Origin of the sequence: Bacillus sp. FSL E2-0195, assembly GCF_038003645.1 — a bacterium.
In the GTDB taxonomy this organism is placed as follows: Bacteria; Bacillota; Bacilli; order Bacillales; family Bacillaceae_G; genus Bacillus_A; species Bacillus_A mycoides.
Genome location: NZ_JBBOPN010000001.1, coordinates 4,525,093 through 4,548,039, shown reverse-complemented (window position 1 = coordinate 4,548,039; position 22,947 = coordinate 4,525,093). Strand labels below are relative to the sequence as shown.

The window sequence follows — 22,947 nt, the reverse complement described above, 5'->3', positions numbered from 1 at the left end:
GATGTCGACGATTAATTGGACAGAAGAAGTTACAAAACGAAAAGATGATTTAATTCGTGATACACAAAATTTTTTACAAATTAAAAGTGTATGGGAAGAAGAATCTGCGAAAGAGGGCGCACCATTTGGTGAAGGTGTAGAAAAAGCCTTATCTTTCATGTTACATAAAGGAGAAGCAGAAGGTTTCTGTTCTAAAAATTTAGAAGGATATGCAGGTCATCTTGAAATGGGACAAGGAGAAGAATTAGTAGGTATTCTTTGTCACGTTGATGTTGTACCAGAAGGAGATGGCTGGACAACGCCTGCGTATAGTGCGGATATTCGCGACGGGAAGATTTTTGCACGCGGTGCAATTGATGATAAAGGGCCGACGATGGCAGCTTATTATGCGATGAAAATCGTTAAAGAATTAGGCTTACCTCTTTCAAAACGTGTTCGTATGATTTTAGGAACAGATGAGGAAAGTAATTGGAAGTGTGTAGATCATTATTTTAAAAATGAAGAAATGCCAACAATCGGTTTTGCGCCGGATGCAGATTTTCCGATTATTAATGCGGAAAAAGGAATTTCTGACATACAAGTTGTGCAAAGTGGTGGCGAAGAGGAAGAAGGCACATTTAAGCTTATTTCATTTGAGTCAGGTCGTCGTTTAAATATGGTTCCTGATTTTGCAGAAGCAGTTATTACAGGAGAAGATGTAAATACACTTACAGTAGCATATGAAGAGTATTTACAAACTGCTAAAAAAATAGGTAAAGCAATTGTAGAAGGAAAGACGGTGACGTTGCAAATCAAAGGGATTTCAGCTCACGGATCTACTCCGGAAAAGGGAGAAAATGCAGGTTTATTATTGGTAAACTTCTTAACGAAAGTTTCTCTTGATGGAAAAGGGGCTTCATTTGCCTCGTTTGTAACAGAAACATTTACAGGTGATATTATTGGAGAAAAAGCTGGTATTTCTTATAAAGACGATATTAGCGGGCCGTTAACAGTGAATGTTGGTCGCCTGTCTTACTCGCAAGAAAACGGTGGTAATTTAGGATTAAATGTACGCTATCCAGTTACAACTAACTTTGAAGAAACAATTGCAAAGTTAAAAGAATATGTTGGTACTCATGGATTTGAAGTAGCGGATTATTCTAACTCTCGCCCGCATCACGTTGACAAAGATCATACGTTAATTCGTACTTTGCAACGTGTATATGAAGAACAAACTGGTGAAAAAGCTGAATTGTTAGCAATTGGCGGTGGTACTTATGCTCGTTCATTGAAAGCTGGTGTTGCATTTGGCCCGTTATTCCCAGGAAAAGAAGAACTTGCGCATCAAAAAGATGAGTACATTGAAATTGAAGATTTATTAAAAGCGACAGCGATTTATGCTCAGGCAATTCATGAATTAGCGAAATAAAAGATATTTAAATAATGACCGCTCTCTACTTTAGAGGGCGGATTCTTTTTAGCTGAATGAGATAAGGAAGAAAAGCAACAATAACATAAAGGAGACGATGTAGATGGTGCCGCATTATTTTGTCGCAGTAACTTTACCACGTCATATAAAAGAAATTCTTTCTAATTATAAAGAGGGAATGAAGGATGAATTACCATTTCGCTCGTGGGTACATGAAGAAGACTATCATATTACCCTTTCATTTTTAGGAAGTGCGACAGAGGAACAGTTAGAAGGAATAAAGAATGGATTACAAACACTTACAGAAAAAACGGAATTATCGTTCACGTTACAAGGACTTTCTACATTCGGACAGGTGGACCAGCCGCGTATATTTTGGGCGGGGATAAGTGATAATCAAGATTTGTTTAGTTTACAAAAGCAAGTGCATACAATTTGTGAAGAAAATGGCTTCTCTCTAGATACACGTCCTTATCATCCACATATTACTGTTGCGCGTAAATGGGTAGGAGAAAAAGTGTTTGATCTGACAAATGTAAAAGAGTTACCTGTAACATCATTTCAAGCAGATACGATTACTTTGTATGAATCTCACGTTAAGGAAACGCCGAAGTATAAATCGATTACTGAAATAAAACTACAAAAATAGAATGTATGAAAACGTTTTTTATACAGGTGAATATACTATAGGGAATAATGTGTTACTGTATAGAGCTTCGCTGATAAGAAAACCCTTATCACTTGCAGCTCGTTTCACCCCCCTATTTGCGGGCAGTAAGACTCCCATCTCCAAATTAGGATGAAGCAAAGAAGTTAGGTGGGAGATCTACTGCCCGTAAAGGCCCAATTGGTGAAGGCTAATAATCAGTGGGAGTAAAGCGTTCCCATTGATTAAAGTTTCACTTTATTTTAATTTTGAGAATGATGGTGATTTTTTATGTTGAAAGTAAAACGTCCATTTGATGCCTATTTAGATGAAATGAATAAAATTACAATTTTGCTCCCGCATGCGTATGGAACAAGCCGGACATTTCGTTTACAAGAAGGAAGCAATGTGAAAGAGTTACCGATTGTTCATACTATTGCTCTTCCAGATGCAACGAAGTATGAATGCTTTATAGAAGAGCCGATAGATGTGGGGAAGTATTATACAGTACGGGATGAACGGAATGAAGAAACAGATTTACAAATAGGCGCTGTGATTCGAACAGTAGTTTTCGATGAAAAATATTATTACGAAGGTACCGACTTAGGTGCTGTGTATAAAAAAGAAGAAACAATATTTAAAGTATGGGCTCCGACTGCAAGGCTTGCGAAAGTACGGATTTATAAAAGTGATAAAGAATATATTGATTATGAAATGTACAGAGAAGAAAACGGAGTGTGGATTCATACATTACAAGGTGATCATGATGGAGCACGATATACATTCCTTGTTTGTATTAATTTAATATGGAACGAAGCGGTTGACCCTTATGCAAAGTCTGCGACGATAAATGGAAAATACGGCGTCGTTATCGATTTGGAAAAAACGAATGTGACAAAACGAGTAGAATTATCACCATTACAGTCAATGACAGATGCCATATTGTATGAACTGCATATTCGTGACGCTACTATTCACCCAAACAGTGGGGTGAATAAGAAAGGGACATATAAAGGGCTAATGGAAGAGGAGACAGTAGGGCGAAATGGGACATTAACAGGATTGTCTTATATAAAAGATTTAGGCGTTACACATGTTGAACTATTACCTTTACATTGTTTTGGTGGTATAGATGAAGTGAATCCTGCTTCCGCATATAATTGGGGCTACAATCCGTTATATTACAATATACCAACAGGATTTTATGTTACAAACCTTTCTGATCCATATAACAGGATAGTAGAGTGTAAACAACTAATTGAAACATTTCATGATCACGGCATCAGGGTGATTATAGATGTTGTATATAATCATGTTTATGAAAGAGAATTATCATCATTTGAGAAGCTTGTCCCGGGATATTATTTTCGTCATGGGGAAGACGGTATGCCTTCTAATGGGACGGGAGTTGGAAATGATATAGCATCTGAACGGAAAATGATGAGGAAATTTATTATAGAATCTGTTTTATATTGGCTTACTGAATACAATGTTGATGGATTCCGATTTGATTTAATGGGAATTTTAGATGTTGAAACGATGAATGAATTAGAAAAAGAAGTACGAAAAATAAAGCAGGATGCGCTGTTATTAGGTGAAGGATGGGATTTGCAAACACCGCTTCCTCTTGAAGAGAAAGCGACGTTAAATAATGCGAATAAAATGCTATGTATCGCACAGTTTAATGATCAATTTCGTGATGGAATAAAAGGAAGTACTTTTAATATAAATAAACGTGGCTTTGCATTTGGTGGGCATGTAGACTGTAATCATTTGCAGTATATAGTAGCTGGTAGCCTTTTAAGTATGAAAGAAACAGGATTGTTCCTAGAGCCAGTACAAAGCATCAACTATGTAGAATGTCATGACAATATGACGATGTGGGATAAACTAGTGCAAAGTAATCCAGAATCAGAAGAAATTTTGAAAAGGCGTCATCGTTTAGCAACCGCAATGGTTATTCTTTCACAAGGGATTCCTTTCTTACATGCGGGGCAAGAGTTTTATCGTACGAAGCAAGGGAACGAAAATAGCTATAATGCAAATGATGAAATTAATCAATTAGATTGGGATCAAAAAGAGAAAGAGATGGAGACCGTTAACTATATAAAAGGGTTAATTGCGATTCGCAAAGGGCACGGGGCATTCCGATTACAAAATGCGGACCTTATAAAAAAGCATATGAATTTTTTGCAAACATCTACAGAAGTACTGGCATACCACCTAGAGCATGTAGAATTATTTGGACCGTGGAAAGAGATTGTAGTTTTATTTAATAGCGGTTTAGAAGCTAAAACGGTGCAGCTTCCAAAAGAAGAAACGTGGCATGTGTTAGTAAACGAAAAGCAAGCGAAAATAGAGCCAATTTCTTCATTTAGAGGAAAGGAACTTCAATTGGCTCCAATTAGCACGTATATATTGACGATAATGTGACAAATCGCTACTTGACGATGAGAATGTAATAAATGTAGAATTGACAAAGGTGACGATTTTCATAAGTTGTCATTCTATGATTGATTTTGTAAAATAAACTAGAAGAACAGGTGATTTATCCTGTTTTCGGCTTATGCCAAGTTTTTTCATTCAAATACAGTAAAATATATGAATCCACAACATGCGTAGAAATGTTGCGGTTTTTCTTTTCATAACTATAAAAGATAAGGATTTGTTAACGGGTAATGAATATGGAATGGTTGGAACAATTATTAGGAAAAGAGTGGAGTCTTATACCGGCTGGTGGAGTAACGGGCGATGCATATATTGCGCAAAACGGACAACAAAAGTTATTTTTAAAGCGGAATACATCGCCCTTTTTAGCGGTATTGTCAGCAGAAGGAATTGTTCCAAAATTACTTTGGACAAGAAGGGTAACGAACGGTGATGTAATTTCTGCTCAAAAATGGCTTCCGGGACAGAAGTTAGAGCCAGAGGATATGAAACTAGAGCGTGTTGCGAAACTTTTGAAGAAAATACACTCCTCTAAAGCGCTTGTGCAGATGATTCAAAGGCTAGGAAAGCAGCCGCTTCATGCGCAAGAGTTATTACAACAATTACAGCTCGTTTTAAGAGGAGATATAAGAGTTGATGAAACAATTCAGCAAGGCCTGCAATATTTAACGGAGTCATTAAAAGATATTGAGTACAATGAATTCGTTGTATGCCATTGTGATGTAAACCATAACAATTGGATATTGTCGGACGAAGATGAATTGTTTTTAATTGATTGGGATGGGGCTGTTATTGCTGACCCAGCTTTAGATCTTGGTATGTTATTATATTGGTATGTTCCGCGCCATGAATGGAGTGAGTGGCTCGGATATTATGAGATTGAACTAGATGAATCATTGCTTAGGCGTATGAGATGGTATGTGATAGCACAAACGATTTTATCTATGCAATGGCACACAACAAAAAAGCAGCAAGCAGAAGCTAAATATTGGCATCAATATTTACAGCAACTACTTGCTTCAGAATAATACTTAAGAAAAATTGTCCATTCCAGCAATCCACTGAGTAAGTTGTTCTTGATTATTGGAAATATGGTTGTCCAAATTAGAGGAAGATTTACCCGATTGACTATAAGAATATACATCGTTTAGCATTACTTTAGTGTCACTACTTATACTATCGTTTGCGAGTAACGATTGAATGAGTCGCTCTAATTGCTCGCATTCAGAAACTGTCCCGCAGCAATCACTTTGATGGTTGATTAAAATATCTTTTAACACTTCTAATTGATGCTGTTGATTAATTGGCATGAACGGATCATCCTTTCGAGTGTTTTTCTCTCCCTAGAAATGTAAGAGAAAAAGCTGTTTCGTCATGGAATGTTTAATGCTTTATGTAGTTTTTATCAAAATGGTACATCTTATACTTGAAAGAAACGGACCGAGTGCTCGTACGTACTGGGTTTTTTGTTTGATAGATTGATTAAAACAGAAAGAAGGAATTTTTCCTTTAAAATAGTTTTGTAAAGAGAGGGAGACATCTATGCGTTTAAGACATAAGCCTTATGCAATGGATCGAATTAATGAGTATTCACATATCGTAATTGGAAACCCAGAGGAGAGCGCTGGTAACTGGAAAGAAATATTTGGAAATGAACAGCCAATTCATATTGAAGTAGGTACAGGACGTGGCCGCTTCATGTATGATATGGCAAAAGCAAATCCGCATATTAACTATATTGGAATTGAAAAATTCACAAGTGTTGTTGTAGATGCACTTGATAAATTAATTGAAGAAGAAGTACCGAACTTAAAGTTAATTAATAAAGATGCTGAAGATTTAACAGTTTTCTTTGCGAAAGGTGAAATTGACCGCGTTTATTTAAACTTCTCAGATCCATGGCCGAAGAATCGTCATACGAAGCGTCGTTTAACGTATAAAACATTTTTACGCAATTATGAAGAAGTGTTAGTAGATGGCGGAGAAATTCATTTCAAAACTGATAACCAAGGTTTATTTGAATATTCTATTATGAGTATGGCTGAGTATGGTATGTTATTAACTTACCTTAGCCTAGATCTTCATAATAGTGATTATGAAGGAAACATTATGACAGAATACGAAGAGAAATTTTCTAGTAAAGGTCATCGTATTTATCGAGTTGAAGCAAAATATCGTACGGAGCCTATGCAGTAATGCATAGGTTTTTTATATGAAAAATAATCGGAATATTATGTTAAAATTAAATGAAAAAGGGGGATGGGATATGGAACAGTTACAAATTGGAAATATAAAAGTGACGTGGCTAAAAGGTGGGAATACACATTTAGATGGAGGCGCGATGTTTGGAGTTGTGCCAAAAATACTTTGGTCACGAAAATATAAACATAATGATACAAATCATATTTATTTACGAACAGATCCGTTACTCTTACAAACGAAAGAAGGAAACATACTTATTGATTCAGGGATAGGGAATGGTAAATTGAATGAGAAAATGAAGCGAAATCAAGGTGTAACAGAAGAATCATCAGTTAAGGAATCTTTGGAAAAATTGGGACTGCATACTGAAGATATTCATTACGTCTTAATGACGCATCTTCATTTTGACCATGCATCTGGTTTAACAAAATGGGAGGGAAATCACCTTGTTCCGGCGTTTCCGAACGCAACGATTTATGTAAGTGAGACTGAATGGAATGAAATGAAAAATCCGAATGTTAGATCGCGTAATACATATTGGAAGGAAAATTGGGAGCCAATCGTTGATAAGATTGTTACGTTCAGGAAAGAAATAGAAATTACGGATGAAATAAAGATGGTGCATACGGGTGGTCATAGCGATGGACATGCCGTTGTCGTCCTTGAAAGTCAGGGTGAAACGATGCTTCATTTAGCGGACATTTTACCGACGCATGCACATCAAAATGTATTATGGGTAATGGCATACGATGACTATCCAATGACATCGATTGAACATAAACAAAAGTGGATGAAGTATGGTGCTGAAAAAGAGGCGTGGTTTACTTTTTATCATGATGCATATTACCGTGCAGTAAAGTGGAATGAGGAAGGGCATATAGTGGAGAAAATAGAGAGACAAACAAATATAGAAGCTTAATATTAATAAGAGGAAGGTGTCCAAAAATATTTATTGGAACAATCTCCACTTATTATGTATTGCTGTTATTATCAGCTTTTGTTGGTAATTCTAAAAAAAAAAGAGGTTCACCTAATGGGAAACCTCTTTTTATGCTGCTATAACCTCTAAAACAGTACCTGTTTTAGCATCAACTAAAAATTCAAATCGTTCTTGTATTTCATCTAACATCGTTGTAAGACCGCCGCGATAAACTTCGTACGCGACATCATATTTTTCAAATGCCTCTGGAACCATATGTACCCAAGAGCCAGTAATTTCACCTTTATGACTTAATGCTTGTTTCACCATTTTCAATGCTTTTTCTGAAGAAATATGGGATTGTTCTTGTACTTTGTTTGCAACGAAATAACCAGCTGCGAACCCAACGCCAAGACCTGTGACTAAACCTTTCCAGCTCATATATTCACCTCAATTCTGTAAAATAAAAATAGTGTACCAATAATAATTATAATGCAAATGCAACTAAAAAAGAAGAAACTAGAAACATTTCGAAAATTTCGTTACAATAAAAGAGGTATTCTACTAAGGTTTGAAAGAAGGGGACTTCGTGAATAAAGAGACATTACAATTATTTCGTACGTTAACAGAATTACAAGGTGCATCAGGTTTTGAACATGATGTGCGCAGTTTTATGAAGCAAGAATTAAGCAAATATGCTGATGAAATTGTGCAAGACGGTTTAGGTAGCGTATTTGGTCTGAAAAAAGGGGACGAAACTGGCCCGCGCGTTCTTGTAGCAGGTCATATGGATGAAGTAGGTTTCATGGTTACGCAAATTACGAAAAATGGGATGCTTCGTTTTCAAACGTTAGGTGGCTGGTGGAGCCAAGTACTATTAGCTCAGCGTGTACAAGTTATGACGAAGAATGGTCCTGTTATTGGGGTTGTTGGTTCCATTCCTCCTCATTTATTAAGTGATGCGCAACGTGCAAAACCGATGGATATAAAAAATATGTTAATTGATATAGGTGCAGATAGTTATGAAGATGCGATTGAAATTGGCATAAAGCCAGGGCAACAAATCGTTCCAATCTGCCCATTCACGCCAATGGCAAATGAAAAGAAAATTATGGCGAAAGCTTGGGACAACCGCTATGGATGTGGCCTTGCTATCGAATTGCTAAAGGAATTAAAAGATGAAACATTACCAAACACATTATACTCTGGTGCGACTGTACAAGAAGAAGTAGGTCTTCGCGGAGCACAAACTGCTGCAAATATGATTCAACCAGATATTTTCTATGCGCTTGATGCAAGTCCAGCAAATGATGCATCTGGTGATAAGACGCAGTTCGGTCAATTAGGAAAAGGCGCTCTTCTTCGTATTTATGACCGTACAATGGTAACACATAGAGGAATGCGTGAATTCATTTTAGATACAGCAGAAACACATAACATTCCGTACCAATACTTTATTTCACAAGGTGGTACAGATGCGGGCCGTGTGCATACAAGTAACTCTGGTATCCCATCAGCAGTAATTGGTGTTTGTGCACGCTACATTCATACACATGCTTCTATTTTACATGTTGATGATTATGCGGCAGCGAAGGAATTAATTACGAAGCTTGTGAGAGCAACGGACAAAACGACGTTAGAGACAATTAAGAATAACGCGTAAAGAGGAAGGGTGAAAAACCCTTCTTTTTTTAGGTTGAATAGATGACCCAGCGATGAATGGGAGCGGTCAGTGCCTAGTTGGTGCTCGAATGGTGTATTAAGACCTTGGATAGGAAGAGAGAGGAAGGCTGTTTTTGGAAAACCTTTTCTTTTTTTAGGTGGGAGAGATGACACAGAGATGCGTGTGTGCGGTCAGGCGCACTACGGTATAAATCTCAGTCATGAAGACTGATTTGGTGTTCGAGGCTAGTATTAGGATAGAATGATGAATTTATATAGAGGTGAATGAAATGAAGGTAGTAGTTGGATCGAAGAATAAGACGAAGGTTGGGGCTGTGGAGAAGGTTTGGGAAGATGCTGAAATTACATCTCTTTCTGTTCCATCAGGAGTAGCAAATCAGCCTTTTTCAGATGAAGAGACGATGCAAGGAGCAGTAAATAGAGCGAAGAGAGCATTGCAGGAAGGTGCAGCTCATATCGGCATTGGGCTAGAAGGCGGCGTTATGAAAACGGAGCATGGGTTATTTATGTGTAACTGGGGTGCTTTAGCGACGATTGAAGGTAAAACATTTGTTGCGGGCGGGGCGCGTATTAAGTTACCAGACGATTTTTTAGCACCGCTTGAAGAAGGAAAAGAGCTAAGTGAAGTGATGGAAGAGTTTGTAGAGCGAAAAGATATTCGTAGTCACGAAGGTGCTATCGGTATTTTTACAGATGATTATGTCGACCGAACGGAATTATTTGTACACGTTGTTAAGTTACTTGTTGGGCAATATAAGTATGATGAAAAGCAAGCATAAACCTTGCACCATGCGCGATGTATGGTAGTATAAAGAAAAGATTATAGTGTGAAAAAGTGCACTCGTTAGAGGAGGAAATATAGATGAAATCATTAGAAAGCATGGAACAATTCCAAGAATTAAAAAATGAAGAGAATGTAGTCTTCATGTTCTCAGCAGAATGGTGCCCAGATTGCCGTTTCGTTGATCCATTTATGCCAGAAGTGGAAGAGAAGTATAGTGACTTCTCATTTTACTATGTAGATCGTGATGAATTTATTGATTTATGCGTGAAAGTAGACGTATTTGGCATTCCAAGCTTTGTAGCGTACAATAAAGGTGAAGAAACTGGACGCTATGTAAATAAAGATCGTAAAACACAAGAGCAAATCGAAGAGTTTATTGAAGGTTTAAAATAAGACAATTAGCCAATTGAATTGTAATAACAACCTCTACCTTCGCGGGGGAGGTTATTTTTTTGGAAGGGAGGAAAAAGAGATGAAAATGACAAGTAAAAAGATGAAAGACGAGTTAATGAAGAAATTATCTCGACCAGAATGGGACTTTCATTATGATAGCGAGAAAGAAGTTCTTCGTATTGAACAAACAGACTCGAAAAAAGGTATTAACGTATCACTTCCAGGAGTAGTTGCAAAATGGGAAGTGAACAAAGAAAAAGCAATTGAAGAGGTCGCTTATTACGTACAAGAAGCGCTAATTGCAATGCATAAAGAAGAAAATAGCACGGCGAAAATTTTACCTGTTATTCGCTCTACTTCTTTCCCGAAACAATCAGAAGAAGGAAATCCGTTTATTATGACGGACCATACGGCGGAAACACGTATTTACTATGCGCTAGATTCTAATAAAACGTATCGATTAATTGATGAGCGCTTATTGCAAAAATTAGAGCTTACAGAGGAACAAGTACGTGAAATGGCATTATTTAATGCTCGCTCATTAGGCTATGAATTTAAGCAGGAGACAGTAGCAGGTAATACATTCTACTTTTTAAACACAAATGATGGATACGATGCGAGTCGTATTTTAAACGAATCGTTACTACACTCGATGCGTGAAAAGATCTCTGGTGATATGGTTGTTGCAGTTCCTCACCAAGATGTATTAATTATTGCTGATATCGTCAACGAAATCGGTTATGATATTATTGCACAAATGACAATGAAATTTTTTGCCGAAGGGCATGTTCCGATTACATCACTTTCATTCGTATATGAAGATGGGGACTTTGAACCAATCTTTATTTTAGCGAAGAATCGGAAGAAGACAGATGGAAAAGAGAAAGGATGAACGAAGTGAACGTTTTTTACAACCTTGAAGGAATTGGTGACACTTTAATTGTTACCTTACAAGATATTACTTTAGAAAACCGTACATTTGACCGCAAAGGAGATGTTGCTCGCGTATACGATCGTGAAAGCAACGTAACAGCAGGATTCAACATCTTTAATGCGTCTTCTTATGTAGAAGTAACAGACAACGGAAACGTTACATTAACGAAAGAGTTTGTTGAAAAAATTAACGGAATTTTAGCGAAGAATGGCTTTGAAGAAAAAGTAGAAGCTGATTTCACGCCGAAATTTGTTGTAGGCTATGTAGCTGAAAAAGAGAAGCATCCAAATGCTGATAAATTAAACATTTGTACAGTAGAAATCGGTACAGAAACATTACAAATCGTATGTGGTGCACCAAACGTTGACGCAGGACAAAAAGTTGTTGTTGCAAAAATCGGTGCTGTAATGCCAAGTGGTATGTTAATTAAACCAGCTGAACTTCGCGGTGTTCCTTCTTCTGGAATGATTTGCTCTGCACGTGAATTAGAGCTTCCAGATGCTCCAGAAGAAAAAGGTATTCTTGTATTAGAAGATAGCTTTGAAGTTGGACAAGAATTTAAATTTTAATTGATGTTAGAAAAAGTAGTCTCGCATATGTGAGGCTATTTTTTTTTGTACGAAATTCCTAGGATTGTAACGTTTCCTCTCAAAATCTATATTGTATTTCAAAAATGGATTAGGTAAAATTTAGAAAAAAGAAGGGGGTAGACGTATGAAACAACAACCAAAAATTGCAGAACTTCTGAAACGAATTGAAACTTCAAAACAGCAAGATATCGAACTAGGTTCCTATGAAATATATGTGTTTAGCGAAAATGAATTAGAAAAAGGACAAATCGGTTATCGATATGATAAACATAAAAATTCATTAATAAGTGAAGAAAGTGGAAAATGGAAAGAGGAATGGATTGTTATCGGATATGAAACGGATATGGGGGATCCTGTTTTCGTAAATGTAGCTGATGATGCTTATCTAGTCTATACCGCAGAGCGTGGTACAGAAACGTGGCAACCCGTTCATATTGGAAATATGGATGAAATTATAAAACAATTATAAGAAAAACTTTGAGACCGGTGCAAAGTGATAGGAGAGAAAAATGAAGTATATAAAAATAATGAGCGCTATTGCAGTCATTGGAATATATATGGGAGGTTGTTCGCAAGAAGAGCCGAAAAAAGAAACAACATCTTCTATACAAGAAAAAAACAAAGATAATAAGGAAGACGCACCGGTAGAAAAGCAGCAAGAAGAACAAGAAAAGAAAGAACAACCGCAAGCAATTCAAACGAATGAGCAAGTGGAACATAAGCAGGAGGAAGTGCCGGCCGAGGAAAAGAAAGAGGAAACTACGCCGCTGCAGCCAACTGAGCAACCAGTACAAAATAATGAACAAAAAGTAGAGAGTAATGAAAAACAAGAAAAGTTTCTCGTCGTTATTGATCCAGGGCATCAACAAAAAGCGAACTTAAATTTAGAGGCAATTGGTCCAGGAGCAACTACGCAAAAATATAAAGTAACAGACGGAACAGCGGGGGTTGTAACGAAAAAGAGGGAATCAGTTCTTGTATTAGAGATGGCTTTTATATTGAAAGAAAAACTGGAAGCAAAAGGTATACAAGTATTGATGACGAGAACGTCACATGAGGTTGATATAAGTAATAAGGAACGAGCAACATTCGCGAATGATCATAAAGCGAATTTATTTTTGCGCCTTCACGCAGATGGTTCTGAAAATCCAAATCAAAGTGGATTTGCTGTATTGACACCGGCAGAAGGAAGTCCGTATACGAAAGAGATTTATGCTGAAAGTCTTCAAATCTCTCAAACGATAGTAAATAAAATGAGAGAGAATCATCAAGTGAAAGTAAATGGAATTAAATTTCGGGATGATCTTTCTGGATTTAATTGGTCAAAAGTTCCAGGAGTACTATTAGAACTTGGATTTATGTCAAACCCTGAAGAAGACAAAAAATTATCTGACCCACAGTATGTAAATTCCTTATTGCAAAGTGTAACGGATAGTGTGGATGAATATCGGAAGGGTAAAGATTAAACGAGGTCTTACATGTAAGACCTCGTTTTTCTATATGAAAAACAATCGTGAATTAGAATATTATGGATAAAACTAATATGCTTAATTTTACCTGCACTTTTTGCCGAATGCTGATACAATAAAGGATGTTACTATTTAGTAGAAAGAGTGGTAAACATGTTAGATTGGATGAAAAAGCTGTTTAACAAAGAGGAAGAAAAAACAGTGATGAATAAAGAAGTACCGGCACAAATTGAAAGTCAGCCGAAAATTCCTCGTGTAAACCACTACACTGAAGCAAGAGAAGCACAAATGGCAAGTCGGAATGCAGGGAAATGTCGTTTTCCATTAATACCAGATAATGGCTTCGATGAGGAGGATGTAAGAGAACTGCCTAACTTTGAAGAACAACCTATTCAAAGAGGAGCATATGAAGAACAGCCTACTCAAAGAGGAATAAAAGTGGAAAGAAGCAGACGACCGTATGTGGAAACAGAAGCACCTACATATGAGGAACCGGAATTGCAATATGAACCGGAACCAGAGCCTGTCGTAAAAAAAGCATTCGTACCGTCGCAAGAAAGTAACCGTAGACCATTTCGTCCAACAGAAATGATTTCTCCGATTTATGGATATAACCGTCCTTCAGTAGAAACGAAGGTTGTGCAGGAGGAAGAAAAGGTAAGAGAAGATCTTGAAATATCTGTTGAAGGAAAAGCTGTTGTTGACGCATGGTTAGAGAAAAAGGGATATACATTATCTGACTTTTCGGGAGTTCTACAAGGAAGTTCATCTGTTAAGAACGGAGTGAACGAACGAAGTAATAAAGTAGAAGAAAAATCGGTTGTGGATACATGGTTAGAGAAAAACGGTTACGAAGTTGAACGTCAAGCCCCTTCATTAGAAGAAAGCCTAAGTGATGATTTGCTTCATAAAACAGTAGGACAGCATGTGGAAAAAGAGGCTACAATTGTACAAGCCTTGAAGCAGGAGCAAGATGTAGTGGCGTTATCATCTACAGAAGATAACGAAGAAACTTTACAAGAAGAGTCAATAGATTCTAAAGTAGAGCATGTGTATTCGATATTAACAGAAGAAAATGAATGTAATACAGAAATAGAAGAAACTGTTGCTGAAGTTGCAGCAAATCAAGTCGAAGAAGAAACCTTAGAAGATGTAGTGATTGTAAAAGCAGATGAAAAGCTTGAAGAAACAATTACTATAGAAATACCAGATGCTTTTGAAGAAGAAGCTAAGGAAGCAGAAGAAGTTGTGGAATTAGAGAAATCTGAGGAAGCAGCAGAAGAAGTTGTGGAATTAGAGAAACCTGAGGAAGCGACAGAAGAAGTTGTGAAATTAGAAGAAACTGAGGAAGCAATAGAAGAAGTTGCAGAATTAGAGGAAGCTGAGGAAGCGACAGAAGAAGTTGTAGAATTAGAGAAATCTGAGGAAGCAGCAGAAGAAGTTGTGGAATTAGAGAAACCTGAGGAAGCGACAGAAGAAGTTGTGGAATTAGAAGAAACTGAGGAAGCAATAGAAGAAGTTGCAGAATTAGAGGAAGCTGAGGAAGCGACAGAAGAAGTTGTGGAATTAGAGGAAGCTGAGGAAGCAGCAGAAGAAGTTGTAGAATTAGAGAAATCTGAGGAAGCGACAGAAGAAGTAGTGGAATTAGAAGAAACTAAGGAAGCGACAGAAGAAGTTGCAGAATTAGAGAAATCTGAGGAAGCGACAGAAGAAGTTGTGGAATTAGAAGAAGCTAAGGAAGCGACAGAAGAAGTTGTGGAATTAGAAGAAACTAAGGAAGCGACAGAAGAAGTAGTGGAATTAGAGGAATCTAAAGAAGCAGAAGAAGTTGTGGAATTAGAGAAATCTGAGGAAGCGACAGAAGAAGTTGCGGAGTTAGAGGGTACTAAGGAAGAAGAACCAATTTCTCAAGAAACAGTAATTGAAGAAACGATGAATACAGATTTAGTGGAAAATACACCAGTTGCAGAGCAACCAGTGATTTCTCAACAAGAAACAATTACGTTCAAGGAAGAAAGTGAAGTATTCGTACCAGTTTCAGAAACGGATGAGCAAACAAAGAAAGATGTTCAAAACTTTGCGAACGTTTTAATTGAAGAAGCGGAAGAAAAGAAGCAAGTTGCTGAAGAACAGCCTGCTTTACAAATAGAAGAACCGAAACGTGAGAAAAAACGTCATGTCCCATTTAATGTTGTCATGTTAAAGCAGGATAGAAAGAAATTAATGGAAAGACATGCGGCAAGAACGAACGTAATGCAATCAACTGTCAGTGAACGAGTGGAAGAAAAGCCAGTGCAGCAAGTGGTAGTAGAACCACAAGCAGAAGAAAAGCCAATGCAGCAAGTGGTAGTAGACCTGCAAGTGGAAGAAAAACCAGTGCAGCAAGTGGTAGTAGACCCGCAAGTGGAAGAAAAACCAGTGCAGCAAGTGGTAGTAGACCCGCAAGTAGAAGAAAGTCCAGTGCAGCAAGTGGTAGTAGAAGCCCAAGTGGAAGAAAAACCAATGCAGCAAGTGGTAGTAGAAGCTCAAGTGGAAGAAAAACCGATGCAGCAAGTGGTAGTGGAACCGCAAGTGGAAGAAAAACCGATGCAACAAGTAGCGGTGGCTGGACAAGTACAAGAGTCAATTTCAAGTACGGAAGTACAAGAGAAAGCATATGTCGTAAATCAAAAAGAGAATGATATGCGCAACGTACTACAAGCGCCACCGAAGTATGAACTTCCGCCATTAACGTTGTTGTCAATTCCACAGCAGGCAGCATTAGATAATACGGAGTGGCTAGAAGAACAGGAAGAATTATTAAATACGACATTTAATAATTTCCATGTTGGAGCACATGTTATTAATGTGTCACAAGGGCCGGCGGTAACTCGTTTTGAAGTACAACCAGACCCAGGTGTGAAAGTAAATAAAATTACAAATTTAAGTGATGATATTAAGTTAAGTTTAGCTGCGAAAGATATTCGAATTGAAGCGCCAATTCCAGGGAAGAGTGCAATTGGAATTGAAGTTCCAAACAAGGAAAGTAAGCCAGTATTCCTGCGTGAAATTTTAAGAAGTCCTGTATTTACAAAGAGTGAATCACCGCTTACAGTTGCGCTGGGGCTTGATATTTCCGGTGATCCAATTGTAACGGATATTCGAAAAATGCCACATGGACTTATTGCGGGTGCAACTGGTTCAGGGAAAAGTGTGTGCATTAACGCGATTTTAACGAGCATTTTATATAAAGCGAAGCCGCATGAAGTGAAGTTGATACTAATTGATCCGAAGATGGTTGAGCTTGCACCATACAATTCTGTTCCACATCTTGTAGCACCTGTTATTACTGACGTAAAAGCAGCTACAGCTGCGTTAAAGTGGGCGGTTGAAGAGATGGAACGTCGTTATGAATTGTTTGCTCATGCTGGTGCTCGTGATTTAACTCGTTACAATACGATTGTAAGTGGTAGAGAAATCCCAGGTGAGACATTACCTTATATTGTAATTGTCATTGACGAGTTAGCGGACTTAATGATGGTTGCTCCTGGTGATGTGGAGGAAGCGATTTGTCGTATTGCACAAAAAGCGCGTGCTTGTGGTATTCACTTATTAGTTGCGACGCAGCGTCCATCTGTAGACGTTATTACAGGTTTAATTAAATCAAACATTCCAACGCGTATTGCGTTTACAGTATCATCTCAAGTTGATTCGCGTACGATCATCGATATTGGGGGCGCGGAGAAGTTACTTGGTCGTGGTGATATGCTATTTTTAGGAAACGGCACATCTAAACCAGTTCGTGTACAAGGTGTATACGTATCAGATGATGAGATTGAAAGAACAGTTGATCATGTGAAAAAGCAAATGAAGCCAAACTACTTATTTAAGCAAGAGGATTTATTAGCAAAATCAGAGCAGAGTGAGTCTGAAGATGAACTATTTTTTGATGCATGTCAATTTGTTGTAGAGCAAGGGGGAGCGTCCACATCTTCTGTACAGAGAAAATTCCGCATAGGTTATAATCGCGCGGCACGTCTAATTGAAGAGATGGAGTCGCAAGGGATTATTTCTGAAGGAAGAGGAACGAAACCGAGAGATGTCCTTATTTCTGAGGATGAATTCGCTGCTATGCAGGAAACAAATGTATAGGAAACGGTTTTGCTGTATACTAATAGAAAATGTTGGATAGTAAAGTAGGGAGTAAAGCGACATGAAAGAAATTGAATTAAAATTAAAAGGTGAAATAAATCGACTAACAAATAAAACATTTAAATTTGATGAACGTGTTGGAGAAGGCTGGTTCTCTGCCGTTTACTTTTTAAAAACTAGAGAAATCATTGAAGAATTTCGCCCGAAAAGCGTTGTAACAATGCAGTTTTTTCAAAAAGAACATGCAGTTCTTTGCGGAGCAGATGAGGTAATCGCATTGCTACAAACATTTGCCAAAAATCCTGAGGAATTAGAAATTCATTCTTTAAAGGATGGCGATAATATTAGTCCGTTTGAAACAGTTTTAACAATTCATGGTCCTTATGAATACTTCGGCTTTTTAGAAGGTGTAATTGATGGGATTTTAGCTCGTCGTACATCAGTTGCGACAAACGTATATAACGTTGTCCAAGCTGCACGTAGTGTAGATAAAGAAAAACCGGTTATTTTCATGGGAGATCGTGACGATCATTATACGCAACAAGCTGGTGACGGCTATGCGGCATACATCGGAGGTATGAGCGCGCAAGCGACGCATGCAATGAATGAATGGTGGGGCAGAAGTGGTATGGGGACGATGCCTCACGCTTTAATTCAAATGTTTAATGGTGATGTTGTTGAAGCTGCAAAGGCATATCATAAAAAATTCCCAGAAGATGAATTAGTCGTACTAATTGATTATAACAATGATGTCATCACAGATGCACTTCGCGTAGCGCGTGAATTTGGATCAACATTAAAAGGTGTACGTGTCGATACGTCTCGCACAATGATTGATCAATACTTCATTCGTCACCCAGAAGTACTTGGAACATTCGATCCACGTGGTGTAAATCCATCACTTGTATTTGCACTTCGTAAGGCTCTTGATGAGGAAGGGTTCCAACATGTAGATATCGTTGTAACTGGTGGGTTTGATGAGAAGCGTATTCGTGAATTTGAAGCTCAAAATGTTCCTGTCGATATATACGGAGTAGGAAGTAGCTTATTAAAAATGAATATTGGTTTTACTGGTGATAACGTAGAATTAAATGGAAAACCAGAAGCAAAAGCTGGTCGTAAATACCGTCCAAATTCACGTCTAGAGCGTGTTCAATTAGAAACAAAAGAAGATATGTAAAAGCGAGAAAAACTGATAGGTGATTGACCCTATCAGTTTTTCTGTTATCATAGTATAGCGGCTTGTTTTTTGCTATAATAAATGTGTTATGGACATAAAAGAAGTACGTACGAGTTTATCACTGATAAGTGAATATAAAAAGAAATTCACTGCATCAGAAATGTATGATGATTACCAAAATAAGAAAAGATTCATATACTGTCTTATAGATAGGCCGTTGTATTAGTTCGAAATGTTGGAGGTTCTTTAAGATGACAGTTTACCATTTTGTAGGAATTAAAGGAACAGGAATGAGTTCATTAGCACAAATTCTTCATGACATGAAGCATACTGTTCAAGGGTCTGATTATGAAAAGCGTTTCTTTACACAAACAGCATTGGAAAAGCGTGGTATTTCCATCCTTCCTTTTGATAAGAATAATATTAAAGAAGGACAAGTGATTATCGCAGGAAATGCATTTCCTGATACGCATGAAGAAATCGTAGCAGCAAAAGAATTAAATATCCCAGTACATCGTTACCATCACTTCTTAGGTGATCTTATGAATCAGTACACAAGTGTTGCTGTAACTGGTGCACATGGAAAAACATCAACAACTGGTTTGTTAGCCCATGTAATGCAAGGTGCACACCCAACATCATACCTTATTGGAGATGGAACGGGGCATGGGGTAGAAAATAGTAAGTATTTTGTATTTGAAGCTTGTGAGTATCGTCGTCATTTCTTGTCTTACTATCCAGACTATGCAATCATGACAAATATCGATTTCGATCACCCAGATTACTTTGCAGACATCAATGATGTATTTAATGCATTCCAAGAGATGGCATTGCAAGTGAAAAAAGGTATTATTGCATGTGGTGATGATGAAGAACTTCAAAAAGTTCAAGCGAAAGTACCTGTTATTTTCTATGGATTTGGAGAAGATAATGATTTCCAAGCACGTAACATTCAAAAGAGAACTGATGGTACTATATTCGATGTATTCGTTCGTAATACGTATTATGACACGTTCAAAATTACAGGATACGGCGATCACAGCGTATTAAATGCATTAGCAGTAATCGCGCTTTGCCATTATGAAAACGTTGATGTAGAAGCAGTTAAGCATCAGCTAACAACTTTTGAAGGCGTAAAACGTCGCTTTAATGAAAAGCCAATGGGAGAACAAGTTATCATTGATGACTATGCACACCATCCGACAGAAATTAATGCAACGATTGAAGCAGCTCGTCAAAAACATCCAGAGCGTGAAGTTGTCGCTGTATTCCAACCACATACATTCTCACGTACAGAGAAATTTTTAGATGAGTTCGCGGAAAGCTTAAGTAAAGCTGACCAAGTATACTTATGTGATATTTTCGGATCAGCACGTGAAAACAAAGGTGAATTAACAATTGAAGATCTGCAAAAACGTATCGATGGCGCAGAACTAATTACAGATACAACAACGGATGTGTTAAAGAAACATAAAAACGGCGTTCTTATTTTCATGGGCGCAGGTGACATCCAAAAATTCGAAGCAGCTTACGTAAAAGAAGTTCAAGTTGCAGAGAAGTAATAGAAAAGACGCATAGCTTGGCTGTGCGTCTTTTTTTGTTGTGTCCGATTTTTATTTATGTATTGACCTAGAGTTAGCTCTAGGTTGTAAGATGAATATGTAAAAACAAGGGGGAGAAAACATGTATAAAATCGGTGAAGTCGCAGAATTAACAGGGATGGGTATTCATACTTTGCGCTATTATGAGAAACTAGGTTTATTGCCACCACCAACGCGGAATAGTGGCATTCGTCAGTATACAGAAGGTGATGTGCGCCTATTAAAATTTTTATATTCATTAAAGCAAACAGGAATGTCTTTAGAAGAGATGGCTGAGTTTGCAAGTGACGGATGTATTATAGAGGAGATTAGACAGCGGGAAGAGGAAGTACCTGCGAAAATAAAAAAGAGGATTTCAATTTTAACAACACACTTAGATCGTTTAAGGGAACAGCAGGAGCAATTGCAAAAAGTAGTTTTGTTAACAGAGGAGAAGTTAGAAATTTATTATGGTTTTCTAGAAGAGAAAAACTCGGAGGCCAACAATGAAGAATAAAGTATACGCTCAGTTACTAGGGTTTGCGATTTTCACTGGTGGAACATTTAATGCTTCGAAATATGCGGTGCAATATTTCGAAGCGATTCATATAGCGGCATGGCGTTTTGGGATTGCTGCATTTGTGATGTTATGTCTGTTAAAAATACGAAAAGATTTTGAGGTGGAGGTATGGAGGCAGAATAGGGCTTATTACCTTTTGCTAGGTATTGTTGGTGTATTTGGTTTTAACTTCTTTTTCTTTTTAGGTATGAAACATACAGAAGCTATTAATGGTGCACTTATTATGGCGACGAATCCGCTCGTTACGATGCTATTAGCAAGTGTTATTTTACGAGAAAAAATTATAAAGCGCCAAGGTATTGGAATGTTACTTGCATTACTTGGTGTTGTTTTTGTACTTACACAAGGTTCATCTACAATACTACAAAGTTTATCATTTTCAAAAGGGGATTTTTATATTTTATTAGGGAATATTTGCTGGGCGTTATACGGTGTACTAGGCAGAAGGTTTATTAAAACTGGTAGCCCAATACAAACTACGACATATACGATGACGATTGGTGCTCTTGCCTTTATTGTGATATCTGTCACTCAAAAAAGTATAGTACCAGTTTTGGAAGTTCCTTTGTTAGCTTGGGGAGCGATTCTCTTTATGGCAATTGGAATGAGTGTGCTCGGTTACTTATGGTGGAATAATGGAATTGCTCAAATTGGGGCAGCAAGGACATCTTTATTTTTTAATTTAGTGCCTGTTGTTACAATGATTATTTCTTTTATTGAAGGAGTAAATATAACGCCCGCACAATCTGTAGGAATGATATTAGTTGTTACGGGAGTATTATATTCTTCTGGTTTTATACAAATAAAACCGAAAAAAGTGTGAATATTTAACATTTTGTATCTGTAAGTGTTAGAATAATAAGAAAAATAAAAAGGGGCTAAAAAACATGTTCACACTCCGAGTAGATGACGAAATCGAACTACAACTATTAGAAAAACATCATAAAGAGGAATTATATCAATTATTAGATCAAAACCGTAACCATTTAAGAAGATGGCTCCCTTGGGTAGATGGAACGAAATCAGCTGATGCGTATAATGAGATTTTTCCGATGTGGTTAAAGAAATTTGCAGAGGGAGATGGGTTTGAGGCTGGTATACGCTATAAAGGAAAGCTCGTTGGGATGGTAGGTATTCATCCGGTGAGCTGGGGTAAGAAAGCTACGAGTCTTGGATATTATCTTGCAGAAGATGCTGGCGCGAAAGGTATTATGACGCGAAGTGTGAAGGCTGTGCTTCATTATGCATTTGATAATTTAAAGCTGAATAAAATTGAAATTCGTTGCGGTGTTGAAAATGCGAAAAGCCGTGCGATTCCAGAACGTTTAGGTTTTAAATTAGATGGTATTTTAAGAGATGACGAATGGTTATACGATCATTTTCAGGATATCGCTGTGTACAGTTTACTAGCTTCAGAATGGAAAAAAATTCGATGAACGAGAAGGTTTGTATTATTCCGTATGAAAGTATGTTTCAAGAGGAAGTAGTAGATCTTATCGTTCATATTCAGCGAAAAGAGTACAAGGTCCCTATTACGAAAGAAGAGCAGCCGGACTTACTTGAAATAGAAACGTTCTATCAAAGGGACAACGGAAATTTTTGGGTAGCAACTTATGATGGGAAAGTAGTTGGAACGATAGCTTTATTAGATATTGGGAAGCATCAAGTAGCGCTAAGAAAAATGTTCGTGAAGAAAGAGTTCCGCGGAAAAGAATGGGGCGCATCACATACACTACTTCAAACGGCAATTTCTTGGGCGAAAGAAAAGAACTTGGAAGACATTTATTTAGGAACAACAGTTAAATTTCTAGCAGCACACCGTTTCTACGAAAAGAATGGTTTTCAAAGCGTGAGTATAGAAGAGTTGCCAAAAAGTTTTCCAGTGCTAGAGGTAGATAAGAAATTTTATAGGTATACTGTTTAAAAAGGTCATTCATAAATGGCCTTTTTTTATGAACTAAAATGGAAAAAATGGTATAATTTAGTTAGGGGGTGTGTGT

22 protein-coding genes are annotated in these 22,947 nt (G+C 37.5%); 20 read left to right on the top strand and 2 right to left on the bottom strand.

The genetic code is table 11. The annotated features are described in order from the left end of the window. The first annotated feature begins 1 nt into the window (after position 1). From pepV to MHH59_RS23445, 4 genes are all read left to right on the top strand, one after another. Positions 2-1,408 (top strand): dipeptidase PepV, encoded by a 1,407-nt coding sequence (gene pepV, locus MHH59_RS23460; RefSeq protein ID WP_201056972.1) that lies wholly within the window; start codon positions 2-4, stop codon positions 1,406-1,408. A gap of 103 nt (positions 1,409-1,511) precedes the next feature. Further along, entirely contained in the window at positions 1,512-2,057 is a 546-nt protein-coding gene (thpR, locus tag MHH59_RS23455) for an RNA 2',3'-cyclic phosphodiesterase (protein ID WP_201056971.1), read from the top strand. 288 nt (positions 2,058-2,345) lie between these two features. Next, positions 2,346-4,487, top strand: coding sequence for a type I pullulanase (pulA, locus tag MHH59_RS23450; RefSeq protein ID WP_340852462.1), 2,142 nt, complete (start codon positions 2,346-2,348; stop codon positions 4,485-4,487). A gap of 245 nt (positions 4,488-4,732) precedes the next feature. After that, positions 4,733-5,530, top strand: coding sequence for a phosphotransferase family protein (locus MHH59_RS23445; RefSeq protein WP_002034382.1), 798 nt, complete (start codon positions 4,733-4,735; stop codon positions 5,528-5,530). 3 nt (positions 5,531-5,533) lie between these two features. Here the strand turns inward: MHH59_RS23445 and MHH59_RS23440 are convergent, their stop codons facing one another. Beyond that, positions 5,534-5,812 (bottom strand): YtzH-like family protein, encoded by a 279-nt coding sequence (locus MHH59_RS23440; protein ID WP_002015625.1) that lies wholly within the window; start codon positions 5,810-5,812, stop codon positions 5,534-5,536. 232 nt (positions 5,813-6,044) lie between these two features. Here MHH59_RS23440 and trmB point away from each other — a divergent pair, with 232 nt between their 5' ends. Then, the gene (gene trmB / locus MHH59_RS23435; RefSeq protein WP_002015624.1) at positions 6,045-6,698 is read left to right on the top strand and encodes a tRNA (guanosine(46)-N7)-methyltransferase TrmB; all 654 of its coding nucleotides are present in this window, start codon (positions 6,045-6,047) and stop codon (positions 6,696-6,698) included. Positions 6,699-6,768: 70 nt separating this feature from the next. Further along, on the top strand, positions 6,769-7,623 hold the full coding sequence (locus MHH59_RS23430) for a YtnP family quorum-quenching lactonase (protein WP_041867984.1): 855 nt from the start codon (positions 6,769-6,771) through the stop codon (positions 7,621-7,623). A gap of 129 nt (positions 7,624-7,752) precedes the next feature. Here MHH59_RS23430 and MHH59_RS23425 read toward each other — a convergent pair whose 3' ends face one another. Next, positions 7,753-8,064, bottom strand: a complete 312-nt coding sequence (locus MHH59_RS23425) for a PepSY domain-containing protein (protein WP_002015622.1) — start codon at positions 8,062-8,064, stop codon at positions 7,753-7,755. Positions 8,065-8,212: 148 nt separating this feature from the next. Between MHH59_RS23425 and MHH59_RS23420 the strand changes: the two genes are divergently transcribed. From MHH59_RS23420 to MHH59_RS23355, 14 genes are all read left to right on the top strand, one after another. After that, a complete protein-coding gene (locus MHH59_RS23420) occupies positions 8,213-9,286 on the top strand; it encodes a M42 family metallopeptidase (protein WP_002089046.1) in 1,074 nt (357 codons plus the stop codon). Between the two features lie 289 nt (positions 9,287-9,575). Beyond that, positions 9,576-10,085 (top strand): DUF84 family protein, encoded by a 510-nt coding sequence (locus tag MHH59_RS23415; protein ID WP_002089045.1) that lies wholly within the window; start codon positions 9,576-9,578, stop codon positions 10,083-10,085. An 83-nt stretch (positions 10,086-10,168) separates the two neighbouring features. Then, positions 10,169-10,483 carry a thioredoxin family protein gene (locus MHH59_RS23410; protein WP_002015619.1) on the top strand — a complete coding sequence of 105 codons (315 nt, stop codon included), beginning with the start codon at positions 10,169-10,171 and terminating at the stop codon, positions 10,481-10,483. A 79-nt stretch (positions 10,484-10,562) separates the two neighbouring features. Next, positions 10,563-11,375, top strand: coding sequence for a DUF1444 domain-containing protein (locus MHH59_RS23405; protein WP_002129459.1), 813 nt, complete (start codon positions 10,563-10,565; stop codon positions 11,373-11,375). Further along, positions 11,372-11,986, top strand: coding sequence for a YtpR family tRNA-binding protein (gene ytpR / locus MHH59_RS23400; RefSeq protein WP_002089041.1), 615 nt, complete (start codon positions 11,372-11,374; stop codon positions 11,984-11,986). The genes MHH59_RS23405 and ytpR overlap by 4 nt, the downstream gene beginning before the upstream one ends. Before the next feature lie 145 nt (positions 11,987-12,131). Then, positions 12,132-12,476 carry a hypothetical protein gene (locus tag MHH59_RS23395; protein ID WP_002015616.1) on the top strand — a complete coding sequence of 115 codons (345 nt, stop codon included), beginning with the start codon at positions 12,132-12,134 and terminating at the stop codon, positions 12,474-12,476. 40 nt (positions 12,477-12,516) lie between these two features. Then, positions 12,517-13,473 carry an N-acetylmuramoyl-L-alanine amidase gene (locus tag MHH59_RS23390; protein WP_002015615.1) on the top strand — a complete coding sequence of 319 codons (957 nt, stop codon included), beginning with the start codon at positions 12,517-12,519 and terminating at the stop codon, positions 13,471-13,473. Between the two features lie 156 nt (positions 13,474-13,629). After that, positions 13,630-17,607 carry a DNA translocase FtsK gene (locus MHH59_RS23385; protein WP_340852459.1) on the top strand — a complete coding sequence of 1,326 codons (3,978 nt, stop codon included), beginning with the start codon at positions 13,630-13,632 and terminating at the stop codon, positions 17,605-17,607. A gap of 61 nt (positions 17,608-17,668) precedes the next feature. Then, on the top strand, positions 17,669-18,787 hold the full coding sequence (locus MHH59_RS23380; RefSeq protein ID WP_002015597.1) for a nicotinate phosphoribosyltransferase: 1,119 nt from the start codon (positions 17,669-17,671) through the stop codon (positions 18,785-18,787). A 251-nt stretch (positions 18,788-19,038) separates the two neighbouring features. Next, complete coding sequence (murC, locus tag MHH59_RS23375) at positions 19,039-20,349, top strand: UDP-N-acetylmuramate--L-alanine ligase (protein WP_002015598.1); 1,311 nt, start codon at positions 19,039-19,041, stop codon at positions 20,347-20,349. A 121-nt stretch (positions 20,350-20,470) separates the two neighbouring features. Continuing rightward, positions 20,471-20,884, top strand: coding sequence for a MerR family transcriptional regulator (locus tag MHH59_RS23370; RefSeq protein WP_002015599.1), 414 nt, complete (start codon positions 20,471-20,473; stop codon positions 20,882-20,884). Further along, positions 20,874-21,770 carry a DMT family transporter gene (locus MHH59_RS23365; RefSeq protein WP_002164956.1) on the top strand — a complete coding sequence of 299 codons (897 nt, stop codon included), beginning with the start codon at positions 20,874-20,876 and terminating at the stop codon, positions 21,768-21,770. Before MHH59_RS23370 ends, MHH59_RS23365 begins: the two co-directional genes overlap by 11 nt. A 64-nt stretch (positions 21,771-21,834) precedes the next feature. Then, entirely contained in the window at positions 21,835-22,383 is a 549-nt protein-coding gene (locus tag MHH59_RS23360) for a GNAT family N-acetyltransferase (RefSeq protein WP_002015602.1), read from the top strand. Further along, positions 22,380-22,871 (top strand): GNAT family N-acetyltransferase, encoded by a 492-nt coding sequence (locus tag MHH59_RS23355; protein WP_078177729.1) that lies wholly within the window; start codon positions 22,380-22,382, stop codon positions 22,869-22,871. The genes MHH59_RS23360 and MHH59_RS23355 overlap by 4 nt, the downstream gene beginning before the upstream one ends. The last annotated feature ends 76 nt before the right edge of the window (positions 22,872-22,947 follow it).